This is a genomic window from Rhodoferax sp. (assembly GCF_034519335.1).
Lineage (GTDB): Bacteria > Pseudomonadota > Gammaproteobacteria > Burkholderiales > Burkholderiaceae_C > Allorhodoferax.
Window position 1 is genome coordinate 79,606 of record NZ_JAXHOL010000028.1, and the last position, 18,927, is coordinate 98,532.

General features: G+C 60.6%; 15 protein-coding genes, 3 tRNA genes and 2 pseudogenes. 16 read left to right on the forward strand and 4 right to left on the reverse strand.

The window, feature by feature from the left end; translation table 11 throughout:
* Both U5O12_RS12470 and U5O12_RS12475 read left to right on the forward strand, forming a co-directional pair.
* The gene (locus U5O12_RS12470) at positions 1–1,977 is read left to right on the forward strand and encodes an N-6 DNA methylase (RefSeq protein ID WP_322578952.1); all 1,977 of its coding nucleotides are present in this window, start codon (positions 1–3) and stop codon (positions 1,975–1,977) included.
* A gap of 111 nt (positions 1,978–2,088) precedes the next feature.
* On the forward strand, positions 2,089–2,307 hold the full coding sequence (locus tag U5O12_RS12475) for a BRO family protein (protein WP_322578953.1): 219 nt from the start codon (positions 2,089–2,091) through the stop codon (positions 2,305–2,307).
* A 239-nt stretch (positions 2,308–2,546) separates the two neighbouring features.
* Here U5O12_RS12475 and argG read toward each other — a convergent pair.
* From argG to U5O12_RS12490, 3 genes and pseudogenes are all read right to left on the reverse strand, one after another.
* A pseudogene (gene argG / locus U5O12_RS12480) lies at positions 2,547–3,879 on the reverse strand (argininosuccinate synthase).
* A 92-nt stretch (positions 3,880–3,971) separates the two neighbouring features.
* Positions 3,972–4,298 (reverse strand): pyrimidine/purine nucleoside phosphorylase, encoded by a 327-nt coding sequence (locus tag U5O12_RS12485; RefSeq protein ID WP_322578954.1) that lies wholly within the window; start codon positions 4,296–4,298, stop codon positions 3,972–3,974.
* Positions 4,299–4,361: 63 nt separating this feature from the next.
* Positions 4,362–4,712, reverse strand: a complete 351-nt coding sequence (locus tag U5O12_RS12490; protein WP_322578955.1) for an arsenate reductase — start codon at positions 4,710–4,712, stop codon at positions 4,362–4,364.
* A gap of 115 nt (positions 4,713–4,827) precedes the next feature.
* On the opposite strand from U5O12_RS12490, the gene pip reads away from it, so the two are divergent.
* The 10 genes from pip to U5O12_RS12540 all read left to right on the forward strand — a co-directional run bounded on the left by pip (position 4,828) and on the right by U5O12_RS12540 (position 13,110).
* Positions 4,828–5,760: a prolyl aminopeptidase gene (pip, locus tag U5O12_RS12495; protein ID WP_322579019.1), complete on the forward strand. Its 933-nt coding sequence runs from the start codon at positions 4,828–4,830 to the stop codon at positions 5,758–5,760.
* 126 nt (positions 5,761–5,886) lie between these two features.
* Positions 5,887–7,239 carry a bifunctional tetrahydrofolate synthase/dihydrofolate synthase gene (gene folC, locus U5O12_RS12500; protein ID WP_322578956.1) on the forward strand — a complete coding sequence of 451 codons (1,353 nt, stop codon included), beginning with the start codon at positions 5,887–5,889 and terminating at the stop codon, positions 7,237–7,239.
* A gap of 15 nt (positions 7,240–7,254) precedes the next feature.
* Positions 7,255–8,061, forward strand: coding sequence for an SPOR domain-containing protein (locus U5O12_RS12505; RefSeq protein ID WP_322578957.1), 807 nt, complete (start codon positions 7,255–7,257; stop codon positions 8,059–8,061).
* A 13-nt stretch (positions 8,062–8,074) separates the two neighbouring features.
* Positions 8,075–8,560 (forward strand): CvpA family protein, encoded by a 486-nt coding sequence (locus U5O12_RS12510; RefSeq protein ID WP_322578958.1) that lies wholly within the window; start codon positions 8,075–8,077, stop codon positions 8,558–8,560.
* Between the two features lie 12 nt (positions 8,561–8,572).
* Positions 8,573–10,075, forward strand: a complete 1,503-nt coding sequence (purF, locus tag U5O12_RS12515) for an amidophosphoribosyltransferase (RefSeq protein WP_322578959.1) — start codon at positions 8,573–8,575, stop codon at positions 10,073–10,075.
* A 3-nt stretch (positions 10,076–10,078) separates the two neighbouring features.
* Complete coding sequence (locus U5O12_RS12520; protein ID WP_322578960.1) at positions 10,079–11,293, forward strand: O-succinylhomoserine sulfhydrylase; 1,215 nt, start codon at positions 10,079–10,081, stop codon at positions 11,291–11,293.
* Positions 11,290–12,690, forward strand: a complete 1,401-nt coding sequence (gene gltX / locus U5O12_RS12525; RefSeq protein ID WP_322578961.1) for a glutamate--tRNA ligase — start codon at positions 11,290–11,292, stop codon at positions 12,688–12,690. The genes U5O12_RS12520 and gltX overlap by 4 nt, the downstream gene beginning before the upstream one ends.
* Positions 12,691–12,764: 74 nt before the next feature.
* A tRNA-Ala gene (locus tag U5O12_RS12530) sits at positions 12,765–12,840 on the forward strand.
* Positions 12,841–12,873: 33 nt separating this feature from the next.
* Positions 12,874–12,949, forward strand: a tRNA-Glu gene (locus U5O12_RS12535).
* An 84-nt stretch (positions 12,950–13,033) separates the two neighbouring features.
* Positions 13,034–13,110: transfer RNA gene (locus tag U5O12_RS12540), tRNA-Asp, on the forward strand.
* A gap of 75 nt (positions 13,111–13,185) precedes the next feature.
* Here the strand turns inward: U5O12_RS12540 and U5O12_RS12545 are convergent.
* Positions 13,186–14,445, reverse strand: coding sequence for a class I SAM-dependent methyltransferase (locus U5O12_RS12545; protein WP_322578962.1), 1,260 nt, complete (start codon positions 14,443–14,445; stop codon positions 13,186–13,188).
* Positions 14,446–14,546: 101 nt separating this feature from the next.
* Here U5O12_RS12545 and U5O12_RS12550 point away from each other — a divergent pair, with 101 nt between their 5' ends.
* From U5O12_RS12550 to U5O12_RS12565, 4 genes and pseudogenes are all read left to right on the forward strand, one after another.
* On the forward strand, positions 14,547–15,848 hold the full coding sequence (locus U5O12_RS12550) for a replication-associated recombination protein A (RefSeq protein WP_322578963.1): 1,302 nt from the start codon (positions 14,547–14,549) through the stop codon (positions 15,846–15,848).
* 242 nt (positions 15,849–16,090) lie between these two features.
* Positions 16,091–17,020, forward strand: coding sequence for a branched-chain amino acid ABC transporter permease (locus tag U5O12_RS12555; protein WP_322578964.1), 930 nt, complete (start codon positions 16,091–16,093; stop codon positions 17,018–17,020).
* 13 nt (positions 17,021–17,033) lie between these two features.
* Positions 17,034–18,123, forward strand: a pseudogene (locus U5O12_RS12560) (branched-chain amino acid ABC transporter permease).
* Between the two features lie 13 nt (positions 18,124–18,136).
* On the forward strand, positions 18,137–18,907 hold the full coding sequence (locus U5O12_RS12565; protein WP_322578965.1) for an ABC transporter ATP-binding protein: 771 nt from the start codon (positions 18,137–18,139) through the stop codon (positions 18,905–18,907).
* The last annotated feature ends 20 nt before the right edge of the window (positions 18,908–18,927 follow it).

Below are 18,927 nucleotides of genomic sequence, written 5' to 3' on the forward strand. Positions count from 1 at the left end.
ATGGCTCGCCCTAAGAAAAGTACCTCAACCGAAGTTGTCCAAGTTGTCAAAACTGTCAAAGTGGCCAAAGCCGCAAAAGTCGTAAAAGCAAGCAAGGCCATAGCCTCCACCCAATCACTTTCGTCATTCGTTAAAAGCATTTGCGATGTGATGCGCCGATCCAACTGCGCCAGCGCATTGCAATATGTGCCGGAGCTGACGTGGATTTTGTTTCTGCGCATTCTGGACGCGCAAGAGGCCAAGGCCCGCGAGGAAGCGGATGCGGTGGGTGCAAACTTTGCCGCTGCTCTGCAAAGCCCCTACCGCTGGCAAGACTGGGCAGCGCCTTACTCCGCCAAAGAGGATCACCCTAAAACCGCAGAAGGCAAACCCTTTGGCTGGAAGCGCCAAGAGTTGTTTGCCGCAGGTGACGGCAAGTTGTTTGAGTTCATCAACAAAGAGTTGTTGCCGCACCTGCACAGCTTGGACATTGACACCCGCACCGGCCTGCCCAACCCAAATGCAAGCCGCAAGCAGCGCATCATGGGCCGCACCATGACGGCGGTGGAGAAGGTGCGCGTCGACAGTGAAGCCAACCTGCGGGACATTCTCGATAAGGTGCACCAGATCAACATCGACCATGTGGACGATCAGCACTTCTTTACCTTGTCGCAGGTGTACGAAGACTTGTTGCTCAAAATGGGCGAAAAGAACTCAGACGGCGGCCAGTTCTTTACTCCGCGTGAGGTGATTCGCGCCATGGTGCACACCGTGCAGCCCAAGCTGGGTCAAACGGTGTACGACCCCTGCTGCGGCACCGGCGGCTTTTTGGCGGTGGCCTATGAACACATTGCGCGCCAGTTGGGCAAGAGCGTCACCAGCACCGACATTGACACGCTCAAGCACGACACATTTTTTGGCCGCGAGAAAGAGAACCTGGTGTTTCCCATCGCACTGGCCAACCTGGTCTTGCATGGAATTGACCAGCCCAACCTGTGGCATGGCAATTCGCTAACCCGCCGAGCTACCTACGCAGCGCTATTTGACAAAGCCCCCAAGCAGTTTGACGTGATCCTAGCCAACCCACCGTTTGGTGGCAAAGAGGGTACGGACGCGCAAAAGAATTTCGCCTTTGAGAGTAGCGCCACGCAGGTGCTGTTTACCCAAGATATTTTGAGCGAGTTGGCCCCCAAGGGTACTTGCGCCATTGTGTTGGACGAGGGCTTGCTCTTTCGCACCAATGAGAGCGCCTTTGTGGAGACCAAACGCAAACTGGTGGACGAATGCGATCTGTGGGCCATCGTTAGCTTGCCGGGTGGGGTCTTCTCTACCGCTGGTGCGGGTGTGAAAACCAACTTGCTGTTTTTCACCAAGGGAAAGAAGACCCAGAAGACGTGGTACTACGACTTGTCGTCCGTAAAAGTGGGCAAGAAAACACCGCTGACGCTGGCGCATTTCGGGTTTGACGAGCATGGCGACCTATTGGCGGATAACAAGTTGCCCGCCATTCTTACCGCCACCTGGCATGCGGATGAGGCGAATGTGGGTAAGCCATTCCCCAGTTATGCGCGCATGCTGCAACAGCGCGGCAAGCCCGAAGGCGAGAGCCCGTATTCGTGGACAGTGGACTTTGCAGCCAAGCGCGCCAAGGCCCGCGCCGATATGCAGCCGTTTTTGGATGAAGCTGCCAAATTGAAGTCTGCCGTGGTGGAATTGAAAGAGACGCTCAAGCGCTTGAAGAAGGACAAGGCCAGTGAGGCCAAGTTGAAAGCGCTGGACGAGAAAATCAAAGAAAAAGAAAAGGCCGCTCGCGATCTGGAAACCAAGGCGGCAGACATTGATGCCGCAGTGTTTGACTTGAAGGCCGTGAACCCGACTGCCGTGGTGAATGTGGATACCCGCACGCCGGAGCAAATTGTCGAAAATATAGAGGAGCAGGGGCGTGTTGTTGCCAATGCTTTGATGCGCTTGAATCAGCTGCTTGCGGAGAAAACCTGAAAAGCGGAACAGCCAAATTACAAATGAACAAAGCCCGCCAGGCATGAAACCTGGCGGGCTTTTGTCTTTGTTCAGGGAGCGAAACCGGCTTACTTCCCCCACTTCAAGAAGATGCGCAGTCGTGACCACGCGCTTGACGCCAACTGGGGTACAACTTGTACCCCCCTTGCGCTACTGGCCCCAGGCGGGAAAATCCGCGAAACCAATTGCGCCAACACCGAAGGCCTGTTTCGCATCATCCAATCCATCCCGTCACCCAAGGCCGAGCCCTTCAAACGTTGGTTGGCGCAGGTGGGCTACGAGTTGGTGAAAGAGATTGAAAGCCTCTGACTGCCTGGGTTGCAAGGTCATCAAACTCGTGACTTCTTGTCACGGGTTGAATCTTCAGCCCCGGACAAAAAACCGTGCACCAGGTCAGCGGCAATCAGTTGGGTCACCATTTCGTTGGCGTCAACAAAATGGTTCAACTCGGACTGGACACTTGACTCGCCAGTTTCATCCTGTACCCCAAAACAAAGCCCGCCAAGCTTTCACCTGACGGGCTTTGTCTTTGGCGCTTCAATCGGGGCTTACTTCCCCAACTTCAAGAAATCATCCCCCTTGCCCAGCTCCAGCAGCCCGGCGTTGGAATACACCTGCAGCTTGGCGCGGGTGTCGGTAATGTCCAGGTTGCGCATGGTCAGTTGGCCGATGCGGTCCAGTGGGCTGAACGGCGCGTCTTCCACCTTTTCCATGCTCAGGCGCTCGGGCGCGTAGGTCAGGTTGGGGCTCTCGGTGTTCAGCAGGCTGTAGTCGTTGCCGCGGCGCAGTTCCAGGGTCACGGTGCCGGTCACGGCCTTGGCGACCCAGCGCTGGGCGGTTTCGCGCAGCATGATGGCCTGGCTGTCGAACCAGCGGCCTTGGTACAGCAGGCGGCCGAGCTTGCGGCCGTTGTCGCGGTATTGCTCGATGGTGTCTTCGTTGTGGATGCCGGTGACCAGGCGCTCGTAGGCGATGAACAGCAGCGCCAGGCCGGGGGCTTCGTAGATGCCGCGGCTCTTGGCTTCGATGATGCGGTTCTCGATCTGGTCGCTCATGCCCAGGCCGTGGCGGCCGCCGATTTCGTTGGCCTTGAGGATCAGGCTCACCAGGTCGTCAAAGCGCTGGCCGTTCAGGGCGACGGGGCGGCCTTCTTCAAAGGTGACGCTGACTTCTTCGGCCTTGACCACGCAGTCGTCGCGCCAGAACGGCACGCCCATGATGGGGTTGACGATCTTGATGCCGCTGTTCAAGAACTCCAGGTCTTTGGCCTCGTGCGTGGCGCCCAGCATGTTGCTGTCGGTGCTGTAGGCCTTCTCGGCGCTCATCTTGTAGCCAAAGCCGTTGGCGGTGATGAAGGCGCTCATCTCGGCGCGGCCGCCCAGTTCGTCGATGAACGGTCTGGTCCAGCCAGGGCTTGTAGATCTTCAGCGCGGGGTTGACCAGCAGGCCGTAGCGGTAGAAGCGCTCGATGTCGTTGCCCTTGAAGGTGCTGCCGTCGCCCCAGATGTTGACGTCGTCTTCCTTCATGGCGCTGACCAGCATGGTGCCGGTCACGGCGCGGCCCAGCGGCGTGGTGTTGAAGTAGGTGGAGCCGGCGGTGGTGATGTGGAAGGCGCCGGCCTGCAGCGCGGCAATGCCTTCAGCGGCGAGCTGCGGGCGGCAGTCGATCAGGCGGGCCTTGATGGCGCCGTATTCCATGGCCTTGCGCGGGATCTCGTCGTAGTCGGCCTCGTCGGGCTGGCCCAGGTTGGCGGTGTAGGCGTAGGGCAGGGCGCCCTTTTGCTTCATCCACAACAGCGCGGCGCTGGTGTCCAGGCCGCCAGAGAAGGCGATGCCGACTTTTTGGCCGGCGGGGATGTTTTGCAGGATGGTGTTAGACATGAAATTGGCCTCTAGCCCGCTTGGAATATGCGCGAGCAGCTATAAAAACAGGAGTGGTGTGCCGGGCAGGTCAGCCGAAGGTGAACCGCAGATCAGCCAAAGTGGCAGATGTAGTGGTAAGCGGCGTGGCCTTCCGTCACGCGGATCTGGAACTTGGCGTTGCCGGGCACGCTGAACTTGTCGCCTTCGCCGCTGGTGACCCAGGCGTCGGTGCCGTCCAGCTTGTAGTCGCAGCTGCCGCCCACGCATTCCATGATCTCGGGGGCGCCGGTGTTGAAGGTCAGGGTGGCGGGCAGGATCACGCCCACCGACTTCTTGGTGCCATCGGCCAGGGTGAAGCCGTGGCTCACGCACTTGCCGTCGAAGTACACATTGGCTTTGGTGGTGACGGAGACGTTGTCGAAATGGGTGGTGGTCATGGTGCTGCGTAAGAGGAAAGGGAAATGGGGGCCGGCGCGCCAGGCACCGGGCAGCCCGCGATTTTACGGGAGGCGGGCCGCAAAGGCCGCGTCGCTAAAGCCCACGGTCACCACGCCGTCGCTCCACACCACCACCGGGCGCTTGATGACGCTGCTGTGTTCCTGCATCACGGCCATGGCCGAGGGCGTGTCCACCACGCTGGCTTGGGTGGCCGCGTCCAGCTTGCGCCAGGTGGGGCCGCGGCGGTTGATCAGGGTGTCCAGGCCGGCTGCTTCAATCCAGCCGGGCAACAGGGCGGTGGGCACGCCTTGTTTCTTGAAGTCATGAAACTGGTGGTCTACACCGTGTTCGGTGAGCCAGGTGCGGGCTTTTTTGACGGTGTCGCAGTTGGGGATGCCGTAGAGGATGGTCATGCGCTGATTTTGACATAATCTTTGAGCCAAATTGGCACCTAGCCCCCGTAGAGTCTGCGCAAGCAGCTATCAAATTCATAGTGAAAGAGCCCCTGTGAGCAACACTCCCCGCACTCTGTACCCGCCCCTGGAGCCGTTCAAGACCGGCATGCTCGATACCGGCGAGGGGCACACGCTGTACTGGGAGCTGTGTGGCAACCCGCAGGGCCAGCCTGCGGTGTTTTTGCATGGCGGCCCGGGCTCGGGCTGCTCGGCCGACCACCGCCGCCTGTTTGACCCCGAGCGGTACTGCGTGCTGCTGTTCGACCAGCGCGGTTGCGGCCGATCGACCCCGCACGCCAGCCTGGAGGCCAACACCACCTGGCACCTGGTGGCCGACATCGAGCGCCTGCGCGCCATGCTGGGCGTGGAGCGCTGGCTGGTGTTTGGCGGCTCGTGGGGCAGCACGCTGGCGCTGGCGTACGCGCAGACGCACCCGCAGGCAGTGTCGGCGCTGATCGTGCGCGGCATTTTTACGGTGCGCCACGCGGAGCTGCAGTGGTATTACCAAGAGGGCGCGTCGTGGTTGTTCCCCGACCTGTGGGAGGCCTACCTGGCGCCCATTCCGCCCGAAGAGCGGGGCGACCTGATCGCCGCCTACCGCAAGCGCCTGGTGGGCACCGACCCGGTGGCCCAGCTGGAGGCGGCCAAAGCCTGGAGTCTGTGGGAGGGCCAGACCATCCGCCTGCTGCCCGACGCGGCCAACAAGGCCAAACACGCGGACGACGACTACGCGCTGGCGTTTGCACGCATCGAAAACCACTACTTTGTGCACGGCGGCTGGCTGGAGGAAGGGCAACTCATCCGCGACGCGCACAAGCTGGCGGGCATTCCGGGTGTCATCGTGCAGGGCCGCTACGACGTGGCGACGCCGGCCAAAACCGCCTGGGACCTGCACCGCGCCTGGCCCGAGGCCGATTTCACACTGGTGGACGACGCAGGCCATGCCTTCAACGAGCCCGGCATTTTGAGCGCACTGCTGGAGGCGACGGACCGATTTGCGAAGTAAGCACTGGGCTGGGGCGGGACGGCTGGGCGCTCTGCGCAGCGAGGTAAAGGAGGAGCCCGAAGGGCGGGGGACACGAGCGGAGCGGAGTACCCAGTTGGCCCACCCCAGCACAGCAGGTCGGCGACAATGCAGGCCTCTATGGAAACACCCAACACCCTGGCTGACTGGCTCGCCCACTGCGAGCGCCTGCACCCCAAAGGCATCAACGGTATCGAAATGGGGCTGGACCGCGTGCGCACCGTCGCCCAGCGCCTGAACCTCAGGTTTGCCTGCCCGGTCATCACCGTGGCCGGCACCAATGGCAAAGGCTCCACCTGCGCCATGCTCGAATCCATTTTGGGCCAGGCGGGCTACAAGACCGGCGTGTACACCTCGCCCCATCTGGTGCACTTTGAAGAGCGCATGCGCCTCAAGGGCGAAGCGGCGCCTGCTAGCAAATTTGTAGCTGCTCTCGCAGAGGTGGAGAGGGCTAGAGCTGGAAATGACGGCCAAAATGGCCCTGAAATCGCGCTCACCTACTTCGAGTTCACCACCTTGGCCATTCTGCTGGCGCTCTCACACGAAGGGCTGGATGTGGTGATTCTGGAAGTCGGCCTGGGCGGCCGGCTGGACGCGGTCAACATCATCGACGCCGACTGCGCCGTCATCACCAGCATCGACCTGGACCACATGGAGCTGCTGGGCAACACGCGCGAGCTGATTGGGCTGGAGAAGGCCGGCATCATGCGCACCGGCCGCCCGGTGATCGTGAGCGACCCGGTGCCGCCGCAAAGCGTGCTGGACCGCGCGCTGGAAGTGGGCGCTGACCTGTGGCGCGTGGGCACCGACTTCAATGTGTCAGGCGACAAGCAGCAGTGGGGCTGGGCCGGGCGCGGGCGGCGCTACAGCGGCCTGGCCTACCCGGCGCTGCGCGGTGCCAACCAGCTGGTCAACGCCTCGGGCGTGCTGGCGGCGCTCACGGCCCTGCGCGAGCAGTTGCCCATCACGGCCCAGGCGGTGCGGGTGGGCTTGTCGCTGGTGGAGCTGCCGGGGCGCTTCCAGATCATTCCGGGCCAGCCCACGCTGGTGCTGGACGTGGCGCACAACCCGCATTCGGTGGCGGCGCTGGCGGCCAACCTGGACGCCATGGGTTTTTACCCCTGCACCCACGCCATATTTGGCGCCATGGCCGACAAGGACCTGGCGCCCATGTTTGCCAAGGTCGCGCCGCTGATGGACCGCTGGTACTTCACCGATTTGCCGAGCCCGCGGGCGGCCACGGGCGCGGACCTGCAGGCCCAGTGGGTGGCGCAAAACACCCGCAAAGACGCGTCGGCCCAGGCCTTTGCTGACCCCATGCAGGCCCTGCGCGCTGCCATCGCTGCGGCAGACCCCACTGATAGAATCGTTGTCTTTGGATCGTTCTACACCGTGGGTGGTGTGCTGCAAGAGGGCACCCCCAAGCTGCACGCCAAACACCTCCAGCCCCAAGCTACCTGAACCGTCACCCCACACATGGCCTTTTTCAAGTTCCGCAAAGGTGGCGACGAGCAGCCCACCCCACCCCCCAGCGCCTCTGAGAGCGTGGAAGTCATGCGCAAACGCGCCCGGCACCGCCTGATTGGCGCGGCCGTGCTGGTGTTGCTGGGGGTCATCGGCTTCCCGCTGCTGTTTGACAGCCAGCCCCGGCCGATCGCGGTCGACATTCCCATCGAGATTCCAGACAAGGCCAAGGTGGCACCCCTGGGCGCGCCCCAAGTGGCGGCCAGCAGCGCGGCGCCTTCGCAGGTCAGTGGCGGCATCATTGTGGGGGACACCCCGACTCCCGTGGCCTCGGCCCCGGCCAAACCCGCCTCCAAGCCCGAGGCGAAGCCGGCACCCAAGCCCGAAACCATCATCACCGAACCCAAACCTGCGCCCAAGCCAGAGCCTAAACCTGCTTCCAAGCCAGAACCCAAGCCGGAGGCCAAACCCGCTGCGCCTGCGGACAAGCCCGCTGACAAGGCCGCGGAGGCTGCCAAAGCCCAGGCCTTGTTGGACGGCAAGCCCACGGCAGCCGCCAAGCCCGCTGACAAGAAACCAGATGCCAGCACCGGCCGATTTGTCGTGCAGGTGGGCGCGTATGTCGAAGCCGCCAAACTGCGCGAAGCGCGCCAGAAGGTAGAGAAAGCCGGCTTCAAGACCTATACGCAGGTGGTGGGCGCCAAGGATGCGCAGCGCACGCGGGTGCGCATCGGGCCGTTCGCCAGCAAGGCCGAGGCGGAAAAGGCCGTGGACAAGCTCAAGAAGCTGAACCTGCCCGCTGCCATCCTGGAACTCTGAGCGGAGCCTGCCCATGCCGACCTTGGACTGGATTTTTCTGGCCATCTTGCTGTTCTCGCTGGTGCTGGGCGCCTGGCGGGGGCTGGTGTACGAGGTGCTGTCGCTGCTGAGTTGGGTTGCGGCTTTTGTGCTGGCGCAATGGTTTGCGCTGGACGCCGCCCAGTGGATTCCCATCAGCGGTGATGCCGAGGCGGTGCGTTACGCCGGAGGCTTTGTGCTGGTGTTTGTGGCCGCGGTATTTGCGGGCGGCTTGCTGGCCTTTGTGATCAAGAAGTTGGTGGCCGCTGCAGGCATGAGTCCCGCGGACCGCATGCTGGGCGCCATTTTTGGTTTGGTGCGCGGCATGTTGCTGCTCTTGGTGGTCACTGCCGTGGTGGGCATGACCCCGCTGCACACCGCAAACTGGTGGCAGAGCGCCATGGGGCCGCGCATGACCGGCATGGTGCTCAGCAGCGTCAAACCCCTGCTGCCCGAAGAATTTGGCAAGTATTTACCCTGAGAGTGAACCCCTATGTGTGGAATCGTTGGCGTTGTTAGCAATGCACCCGTCAATCAACTGATCTATGACGCCTTGCTGCTGCTGCAGCACCGCGGCCAGGACGCCGCCGGTATCGTGACCCAGCAAGAGCGCAAGTTCTTCATGCACAAGGCCAAGGGCATGGTGAAGGACGTGTTTCGCACCCGCAATATGCGCAGCCTGCTGGGCAACTGCGGCCTGGGTCAGGTGCGCTACCCCACGGCTGGCAATGCCTTTAGCGAAGAAGAGGCACAGCCCTTCTACGTGAACGCGCCCTTCGGCATCGTGCTGGTGCACAACGGCAACCTGACCAATGCCCATGCCCTGAAGGCCGAGCTGTTCAACACCGACCACCGCCACATCAACACCGAGAGCGACTCTGAAGTGTTGCTCAACGTGCTGGCGCACGAGATCGAGAAGACCACGCGTGGCCTGCCGCTGCAGCCCATGGACATCTTTGCGGCGGTGCGCAATGTGCACAAGCGCATCAAAGGCTCCTACGCGGTGATTGCGCTGATCGCCGGCCACGGCGTGCTGGCCTTCCGTGACCCCTACGGCATCCGCCCCCTGTGTATCGGCAAGAATGGCGATGGCAATGTGATGGTGGCCAGCGAGTCTGTGACGCTGGAAGGCACGGGCTTCCAGCTCGACCGCAACATAGAGCCCGGCGAGGCCGTGTTCATTGACCTAGACGGCAAGGTGCACGCCCAGCAGTGCGCCGAAGCACCTGCGCTGACCCCCTGTATTTTTGAATTTGTCTACTTGGCCCGCCCCGATTCGGTGATGGACGGCATCTCGGTCTACCAGGCCCGCCTGAACCTGGGCGAGACTTTGGCCAAGCGTGTGATTTCCACGGTGCCGCCCAGCGAGATTGATGTGGTCATCCCCATCCCGGAATCCAGTCGCCCCAGTGCCGCGCAGTTGGCGCAATTGCTGGGCTTGCCCTACCGCGAAGGCTTTGTGAAAAACCGCTACGTCGGCCGCACCTTCATCATGCCGGGCCAGGGCGTGCGCAAAAAGTCGGTGCGCCAGAAGCTCAACGTGATCGCCAGCGAATTCAAGGGCCGCAATGTGCTGCTGGTGGACGACTCCATCGTGCGCGGCACCACCAGCAAAGAGATCGTGCAGATGGCGCGTGACGCTGGTGCGCGCAAGGTCTACCTGGCCAGTGCTGCGCCGCCGGTACGCTTCCCCAACGTCTACGGCATCGACATGCCCACCAGCAGCGAGCTGGTGGCACACAACCGCACCGTGGAGCAGGTGCGCGAGATCATTGGCTGCGACGCCCTGATTTACCAGGATGTGGACGGCATGAAAAAGGCCATCGGCTCGCTGAGCAACAAGCTGGCGGGTTTTGATGCGTCGTGCTTCGATGGCATTTACGTTACGGGCGACATTTCGTCCGATGACATCGAGCGCCTGAATGAAAAACGGGTGGGCGGCGAAGAAAGTCAGGACGACACCTCGCGCCTGGCCTTGCCCAACCCTGCGGATTGAACGATGGCAGCCCAACAGTTACCCAACGATTTGCACCTGGACACCCTGGCCGTACGCACGGCCCTGGAGCGCAGCCAGTACGGCGAGAACTCCGAAGCCCTATACCTCACCAGCGGTTACGTGCAGTCCAGCGCCGCCTCCAGCGCCGCACGGTTTGCGATGGAAGAAGAGGGCTTCACCTACTCGCGCGTGGGCAATCCGACCGTGAGCAGCATGGAGCTGCGTTTGGCCGCGCTGGAGGGCACCGAGGCTGCGGTCGCCACGTCGTCCGGCATGTCTGCCATCTTGCTGCTGGGCATGGCCTTGCTCAAGGCCGGCGACCACGTGATTTGCTCGCAGTCGGTGTTTGGCTCGGTCATCCCCATGTTCAGCCGCGAGTTTGCCAAGTTTGGTGTGGAGACCACATTTGTGCCCCAGACCGATGTGGCTGCGTGGAAGGCGGCCGTTCGCCCCAACACCAAACTGCTGTTTGCCGAAACGCCGACCAACCCGCTAACTGAGGTGTGCGATATCCAGGCCTTGGCCGACATTGCGCACAACGCGGGCGCATTTTTGGCGGTGGACAACTGCTTTGCCACGCCGGTGCTGCAACGCCCGGTGACGATGGGGGCCGACTTCATCATCCATTCGGGCACCAAGTTTCTGGATGGCCAGGGCCGTGTGATGGCCGGCGCCATCTGCTGTACCCAAAAGCAGCGCGATGAAATCTTCCTGCCGGTCATTCGCACTGCAGGCATGGTGCTCGCACCCTTCAATGCCTGGGTGTTGCTCAAGGGCATGGAAACCTTGGCCATTCGCGTCAAGGCCCAGTCGGCCAGCACGCTGGCCGTGGCCCAGTGGCTGGAGGCCCAACCCCAGGTTGGCCGCGTGTTTTACCCCGGTCTGGCTAGCCATGCCCAGCACGAGCTGGCCATGCGCCAGCAGTCAGGCTGTGGTGGGGCGGTGTTGTCGTTCGAGGTGAAGGCTCCCGATGCGGATGCCGCACGCAAAAATGCATTCCACGTCCTCGACAGCATGCAGGTGTTGTCGCTGTGCACCAACCTTGGCGATACCAAAACATTGGCTGCGCACCCCGCCAGCACCTCGCATGGCCGCTTGTCAGAGGCGCAGCGCCAACTGGCCGGCATTGGCCAAGGCCTCATCCGCGTGGCCGTTGGCCTCGAACATATTGATGATATTACCGCCGATCTGGCGCGTGGTTTGAACACAGTGACATGACAAAAATCCGCACGCGCATTGCGCCTTCTCCCACCGGCTTCCTGCACCTGGGCACCGCCCGCACCGCGCTGTATTCATGGGCCTATGCCCGCCACTTTGGTGGTGAGTTTGTGCTGCGCATCGAAGACACCGACGTGGCCCGCTCCACGCAAGACTCGGTGGACCAAATCCTGGCCTCCATGCGCTGGCTGGGTCTGGAATACGACGAAGGTCCGATTTACCAAATGCAGCGCCTGGACCGCTACAAGGCCGTGGTGGACCAGCTGATTGCCGAGGGCAAGGCTTACTACTGCTACAGCACACCCGAAGAACTGGACGCGGTGCGCGAGGCCAAGAAGGCACGTGGCGAGAAGGCGCTGTACGACGGCACATGGCGCCCTGCGCCCGGCAAGGCCTTGCCGCCCGTGCCCGAAGGCGTGAAGCCTGTGGTGCGCTTTTGCAATCCGCTGGAAGGCGATGTCACCTGGAATGATTTGGTCAAGGGCCCGATCACCATCAACAACCGCGAGATCGATGACCTCATCATCGTGCGCACCGATGGCATCCCCACCTACAACTTTGCGGTGGTGGTGGACGACTGGGACATGCAGATCAGCCACGTGTTTCGTGGCGACGAGCACATCAACAACACGCCGTGGCAGATCAACATCTTCAACGCACTGGGCGCAACGCTGCCGCAGTTCGGCCATTGCCCGGTGATCCTGGGTGATGACGGTCAGAAGTTGTCCAAGCGCCGTGGTGCCGTCAGCGTCACTGCGTATGAGGAAGGCGGCTACCTGCCCGAAGCCATGCTCAACTACCTGGCCCGCCTGGGCTGGAGCCATGGCGACGAAGAGTTGTTCACACGCGAGCAACTGGTGAGCTGGTTTGACGGCACGCACCTGAACAAGAGCCCCGCGCAATGGGACCCAGCGAAGCTGCTGTGGGTGAACGCGCAGTACATCAAGCAGGCTGACAATGCGCGCCTGGCTACCTTGGTGGCTGCACAGCTGATCAAGCAAGGCATCACGCTGTCGGACGATGTGATCGCGTCCCACTTGCCGCAGGTGTGCGGTTTGCTCAAAGACCGCTGCGACACCACCGTGGCCTTGGCCACTTGGGCTGCCAAGTTCTACAGCGAGGTGACTGTGGATGCGGCTGAGAAGGCCCAACATGTGACCGAGGCCGTGCAGCCCGCCATTGCCATGTTGAAAGACAAGCTGGAAACCTGCACCTGGGACAAGGCCAGCATTGCTGCCGCTATTAAAGAGGTGTTGACCGCGACCGGCCTGAAGATGCCGCAACTGGCCATGCCGGTGCGGGTGTTGGTCATGGGTACGGCGCAGACACCATCGCTGGATGCGGTGCTGGAATTGAGCGGAAGAGAAAAAGTTATTGCAAGACTTGCCAGAGGCTAAAAAACTTGTATATAATTTGAGGCTCGGAAGATGAAAACACTGCAAAACAACAGTTAGCAGCGTTATCAGGATTAGGGGGTATAGCTCAGCTGGGAGAGCGCTTGCATGGCATGCAAGAGGTCAGCGGTTCGATCCCGCTTACCTCCACCAAGTCTTCTGAAAAACGGATTAGTCCAAGGTTTTGACCCTATCGTCTAGAGGCCTAGGACATCACCCTTTCACGGTGAGTACCGGGGTTCGAATCCCCGTAGGGTCGCCAAGTTTTTAGCGCAAGCTAAAACGGCACAAGTCGGCAAGACTTGGCTTGAAAGTCGAAAGACCAGAGAGCGAATATTGCCTACCAGGAGTGGTAGTTCAGTTGGTTAGAATACCGGCCTGTCACGCCGGGGGTCGCGGGTTCGAGTCCCGTCCACTCCGCCAAATTGGAAAGCCATCTGTCGCAAGACAGATGGCTTTTTCTATTGGTGCGCCCAGCATGGGTGCACGCCTTGCGGCTCAATCCACTTTTGCGGCCAAACGCCACAGCGACGTCACTTCTGCCGCGCGCGCCTTATGCAATGGGTCACTTGCATCCTGTGCCTTGGGGTGCAGGGGTTTTGCGTCCAGCCGGCCCAACACAACGAGGCCTGCATTTTCAATAGCCGCCAACAGTTCTCCCCGGGAACGCAAACCCAAGTGTTCGGCCAAGTCGGACATGATCAACCAGCCTTCACCACCCGGCGCCAAGTGCACGTGCAAGCCGTTGAGAAAGCCCAGCAGCATGCGGCTGCCCTCGTCGTACACCGCGTATTCAATCGGTGAGCTTGGCCGTGCCGGCAGCCACGGCGGGTTGCAGACGATCAATGGCGCCCGGCCTTCGGGAAAGAGGTTGGCTTGCACGACTTGAACCTGTGCGCTCACGCCAAGACGGTTTAGATTGTCTTGGGCGCAGGCCAGCGCGCGCGGGTCCTGGTCGGTTGCAACCACCCGTGTCACGCCTTTGCGTGCCATCAGCGCTGCCAGCACGCCAGTGCCGGTTCCGATGTCAAATGCAAGCGCTGTGCTTGGTGTGGTCTTCAGTGCACTGGCTACCAGATCGACGTACTCCCCCCGCACGGGTGAAAACACGCCGTAGTGCGGGTGGATGCGGTTGTTGGGCGCAGCGCCCAGTGCCGCAATCTCGACGCCTTTCTTGCGCCATTCATGGGCGCTGATCAGCCCCAACAACTCGCGTAACGAAACCACAGATGCACCCGCAGTGTCATTGTTGTTGGCAATGCCCCAGGCCTCGGTGAACGCCTGCCGTGCATCGGGTGCTCTGCGCAGCGGGATGCTGAGGTCGGCATGGATGGGAATCAGCACCATGCCCAGCACCCGCGCACGCTGCGCCTGGGCCTGGCGGTGGAGGTTGAACACACTCTCCACAGGCTTTGCGGACGTGCCCTCGGCGGCCATTGAAACTTTGGCACTTTGTTTGCGTTGTGTGCGCTTGGCGGGCTGTGCCACGCGGCGCACCAGGGCTTGCAGCAACTGGCGTGCGTTCTGAAAATCGCCGCGCCATAACAGGGCTGTTCCTTCGCAGGCCAGGCGGTAGGCCGCATCGGCGGTGATGGTGTCGTCTGCAAGGACTACGCGTTTGGGTGGGGCGGCGCCGCGTTCGGAGCGCCAAAGTGCAGAGCAGGGTGTTTCGCCATCGGTCCAGCGCAGGGCTGGGGCACCAGCAGTTGCCGTGTTATCGGAACCAAAGGGGGTAACAAGGGAGGAGGCAGCGGGCATGGGTACAGTCGTTACAGGTCGTTGCCTCCCTTTTACCAGATGCAAAGGGGCAAACAAGGGCGGCACGATTAAACTGGGGTTCGTCCACCACCCGCCGCCCCGTGCCCAAGCCCAGCCCGCATTCCCATCAACCACTTGCCGAACGCCTGCGCCCGCAAAGCCTGGGCCAGGTCATTGGCCAGCAACACCTTTTGGGCGAGGGCATGGCCCTGCGCCTGGCGTTTGAGTCCGGCCAGCCGCATAGCTGCATCCTGTGGGGCCCGCCTGGCGTTGGCAAGACCACCATTGCACGCTTGATGGCCGACGCATTTGATGCACAGTTCATCAGCATCAGCGCTGTGCTGGGTGGCGTCAAGGACATCCGCGAAGCGGTGGAGCAGGCGCAGGTCGCGCTGGGTCAAGGCCGGCGCACCATTTTGTTTGTCGATGAGGTGCATCGCTTCAACAAGAGCCAGCAGGATGCTTTTCTCTCGCATGTGGAGAGCGGGTTGTTTACCTTCATCGGTGCGACTACGGAGAACCCGTCGTTTGAGGTCAACTCGGCTCTGCTGTCCCGTGCTGCCGTGTATGTGTTGCAGCCGCTTACGGCCGAAGATCTTAAGCAAATTGTGGCCAGAGCCCTCGTGGAATCTAATTTGAGTGCTATAGAAGATGTAGCGATTGATCGCCTCGTGGCCTATGCGGACGGTGATGCCCGACGGCTGCTGAACACGCTGGAGACCTTGGCGGTGGCCGCACAGCAAGAGAAGGTGGAGCAGATCACCGATGTCTGGCTGCTCAAGGTGCTGGGTGAGCGCATGCGCCGTTACGACAAAGGCGGTGAGCAGTTCTACGACTCCATCAGTGCGCTGCACAAGTCAGTGCGGGGTTCAGACCCTGATGCCGCGCTGTACTGGCTGGTACGCATGCTCGATGGAGGGGCTGACCCGCGTTACATGGCCCGCCGTCTGATTCGCATGGCAAGCGAGGACATTGGCCTGGCTGACCCGCGCGCACTGCGCATGGCGCTGGACGCGGCCGAGGTCTATGAGCGCCTGGGCAGCCCGGAAGGCGAGCTGACGCTGGCGCAGTGTGTGGTGTACCTGGCCGTGGCACCCAAATCCAATGCGGTGTACAAGGCTTACAACGAGGCCCGCGCCCTGGTCAAAAAAGACGGTACCCGGCCCGTGCCCATGCACCTGCGCAATGCACCTACCAAGCTGATGAAGCAGTTGGACTATGGCAAAGGTTACCGATACGCACACGATGAGGAAGACGGCTTCGCCGCCGGAGAAACCTACTTTCCGGATGGCATGGCCGAGACCCATTTCTACCGTCCGGTGGAGCGGGGACTGGAGATCCGCATCGCTGAAAAACTGCGCCAATTGAAGGCTCGCAACGCGGGTGAATCGCCCAAGTATTAGCTGCGCTTACAACTTGCTGTTTCCTCTGATGTACCCCCCTTGCTAGGGGTAAACCCAAGGGTATCGAGCCTCGACTTGTATGGCCCGGTGGCTACAATCTTGCCACTCGCCTGTCGTGCCATAGAAGTGGCAGGCTTTTTGCTAACGGAGTGGTAGCGATCACTGGACCGCACGACCCGTCGTCAGATTGCTGTTCGACATATTGGTGACTTGCGCGCCAGCCAAAAAATCGGAGAACCCTTATGGATATTTTGTTGCAGCAGATCATCAATGGTCTGGTGTTGGGTAGCATGTATGCGCTCATTGCGCTGGGCTACACCATGGTGTACGGCATCATTAACCTGATCAATTTCGCCCATGGTGAAGTCATGATGGTGGGTGCTCTGACCAGTTGGACCATCATCGGCATGATGCAGGAATCCATGCCGGGAACACCGGGCTACATCATTCTGATCATCGCCTTGGTTATCTCCTGTGTGGTGGCGGCGGTGCTGAATTTCACTATTGAAAAAGTGGCATATCGCCCGTTGCGCAACAGTCCCAAGCTGGCGCCCATGTTGACTGCGATGGGCATGTCCATCCTGCTCCAAACGCTGGCGATGATCATCTGGAAGCCCAACTTCAAGTCCTATCCCACACTGCTGTCCAATACGCCAATTGAAATTGGCGGTGCGGTCATCTCGCCCACGCAGGTCATGATTCTGGGCTTTACTGCGGTCTCTCTGGCGGTTCTGATGTGGCTGGTGAATTACACCAGGTTGGGCCGCGCCATGCGTGCCACGTCCGAGAACCCACGCGTCGCCGCTCTGATGGGGGTCAAGCCCGACATGGTGATCTCGGCAACCTTTGTCATCGGTGCCGTGTTGGCTGCCATCGCCGGCGTCATGTATGCCTCCAACTACGGTACGGCACAACATGCCATGGGCTTCTTGCCGGGCCTGAAGGCCTTCACGGCTGCGGTGTTTGGCGGCATTGGCAACTTGGGCGGTGCGGTCGTCGGCGCCATTCTGCTGGGGCTGATTGAATCGATTGGTGCAGGCTACATCGGCGCCCTGACCGGTGGTGTTCTCGGAAGCCACTATTCCGATATTTTCGCGTTCATCGTCCTGATCATTGTGTTGACCTTACGGCCTTCCGGCTTGTTGGGTGAGCGTGTGGCGGACCGGGCTTGAGGAGCACATTCATATGAAACAACAACAAAAAATTCTGGTATTCCTGGCAGCGGCCGTGGGCCTGCTGATACTGCCCTTGCTGCTACAAGGCTTTGGCAATGCGTGGGTGCGCATCATTGACATGGCGCTGCTGTTTGTGTTGCTGTCGTTGGGTCTCAATATCGTGGTGGGGTACGCGGGTCTGCTTGATCTTGGCTATGTGGCGTTTTTTGCCATCGGTGCCTATACCTATGGACTCATGGCATCACCCCACCTAACCGAGACTTTCCCGGCCTTGGCCGCAATGTTCCCGGATGGCTTGCATATGCCGCTGTGGGTCATCCTGCCTTTGGCTGCCGGGATTGCTGGCTTGTTTGGAGTGTTGTTAGGTGCTCCAACCCTGCGCTTGCGGGTGACTACCTTGCTATCGTGACATTGGGATTTGGTGAAATCATCCGCGTGTTCATGAACAACTCCGAACCACCTGGTCAATATAACCAATGGTCCCAAGGGCATCCTCGGTATCGATTCCCTGCATTTCTTTGGCATCAATCTTGGTAAGAAATTGTCGGTATTGGGTTTGTGAAGTGGCGTCGGTCACGCTGTATTACTACCTGTTCTTGGCATTGGTCGTATTCAGTGTTGTGATTTGCCACCGCCTCGAGTTGTCTCGCGTTGGCCGTGCCTGGATGGCGATTCGTGAAGACGAGATCGCCGCCAAGGCCATGGGCATTAACACCCGCAACCTGAAACTGCTGGCGTTCGGCATGGGTGCCACATTTGGCGGTGTGTCGGGGGCAATGTTTGCTTCCTTCCAGGGATTTATTTCACCAGAGTCCTTCAGTCTGATGGAGTCTGTGATGATTGTCGCCATGGTGGTCTTGGGTGGCGTGGGGCATTTGCCTGGCGTAATTTTGGGTGCCGTGTTGTTGTCGGCACTGCCTCAATGTGTTGCGGTTAAGGTGGCGGGTCCACTGCAAGAGATGACGGGTGGACGTCTTGATGCCTCTATCCTGCGCCAATTGTTGACGGCATTGGCGATGATCATTGTCATGCTGGCTCGCCCACGCGGATTGTGGCCATCGCCCGAGCACGGCAAATCCCTGCAAAACGTGAAGAGCTGAACGGAAACACAACATGACAGATACAGTACTAAACGTCTCCGGCGTTTCCAAGCGGTTTGGTGGCTTGCAGGCCCTCAGTGATGTGGGCATCAAGATCGAGCGCGGCCAGGTCTACGGATTGATTGGCCCCAATGGCGCCGGCAAGACGACCTTCTTCAATGTGCTGACCGGCTTGTATACGCCCGACAGTGGCAGCTTCGAGTTGGCTGGCAAGACCTACCACCCCACCGCAGTGCACACTGTGGCCAAGGCCGGTATTGCCCGTACCTTCCAGAATATTCGTCTGTTTGCCGAGATGACGGCTCTGGAGAACGTAATGGTTGGGCGCCATATTCGCACGCATTCCGGTTTGGTGGGGGCAATTTTCCGCACCGCCAGCTTCAAGGCGGAGGAAGCAGCTATCGCCAAACGCTCGCAAGAATTGCTGGACTATGTTGGTATCGGAAAATTTGCTGACTACAAAGCGCGCACGCTCAGCTACGGTGACCAGCGCCGTCTGGAGATTGCGCGCGCTCTGGCAACCGATCCGCAATTGATCGCGTTGGACGAGCCTGCCGCTGGCATGAACGCCACTGAAAAAGTCATGCTGCGCGAACTAATTGACCGTATCCGCAAGGACAACCGCACCATTTTGTTGATTGAGCACGATGTGAAGCTGGTGATGGGTCTGTGTGACCGCGTCACGGTGTTGGACTATGGCAAGCAGATTGCCGAAGGTACGCCGGCCGACGTGCAGAAAAACGAAAAAGTGATTGAAGCGTATCTGGGCACCAGCGGCCACTAGGCGGCTTCAGGAGAACAAGA

Excerpts from the sequence above, each read along its gene's own strand:
- U5O12_RS12470 (WP_322578952.1), top strand. The coding sequence starts at position 1 with ATGGCTCGCCCTAAGAAAAGTACCTCAACCGAAGTTGTCCAAGTTGTC.
- U5O12_RS12475 (WP_322578953.1), top strand. The coding sequence starts at position 2,089 with ATGCGCAGTCGTGACCACGCGCTTGACGCCAACTGGGGTACAACTTGT.
- U5O12_RS12485 (WP_322578954.1), bottom strand. The coding sequence starts at position 4,298 with ATGACCACCACCCATTTCGACAACGTCTCCGTCACCACCAAAGCCAAT.
- U5O12_RS12490 (WP_322578955.1), bottom strand. The coding sequence starts at position 4,712 with ATGACCATCCTCTACGGCATCCCCAACTGCGACACCGTCAAAAAAGCC.
- folC (WP_322578956.1), top strand. The coding sequence starts at position 5,887 with ATGCAGGCCTCTATGGAAACACCCAACACCCTGGCTGACTGGCTCGCC.
- U5O12_RS12505 (WP_322578957.1), top strand. The coding sequence starts at position 7,255 with ATGGCCTTTTTCAAGTTCCGCAAAGGTGGCGACGAGCAGCCCACCCCA.
- U5O12_RS12510 (WP_322578958.1), top strand. The coding sequence starts at position 8,075 with ATGCCGACCTTGGACTGGATTTTTCTGGCCATCTTGCTGTTCTCGCTG.
- purF (WP_322578959.1), top strand. The coding sequence starts at position 8,573 with ATGTGTGGAATCGTTGGCGTTGTTAGCAATGCACCCGTCAATCAACTG.
- U5O12_RS12520 (WP_322578960.1), top strand. The coding sequence starts at position 10,079 with ATGGCAGCCCAACAGTTACCCAACGATTTGCACCTGGACACCCTGGCC.
- gltX (WP_322578961.1), top strand. The coding sequence starts at position 11,290 with ATGACAAAAATCCGCACGCGCATTGCGCCTTCTCCCACCGGCTTCCTG.
- U5O12_RS12545 (WP_322578962.1), bottom strand. The coding sequence starts at position 14,445 with ATGCCCGCTGCCTCCTCCCTTGTTACCCCCTTTGGTTCCGATAACACG.
- U5O12_RS12555 (WP_322578964.1), top strand. The coding sequence starts at position 16,091 with ATGGATATTTTGTTGCAGCAGATCATCAATGGTCTGGTGTTGGGTAGC.
- U5O12_RS12565 (WP_322578965.1), top strand. The coding sequence starts at position 18,137 with ATGACAGATACAGTACTAAACGTCTCCGGCGTTTCCAAGCGGTTTGGT.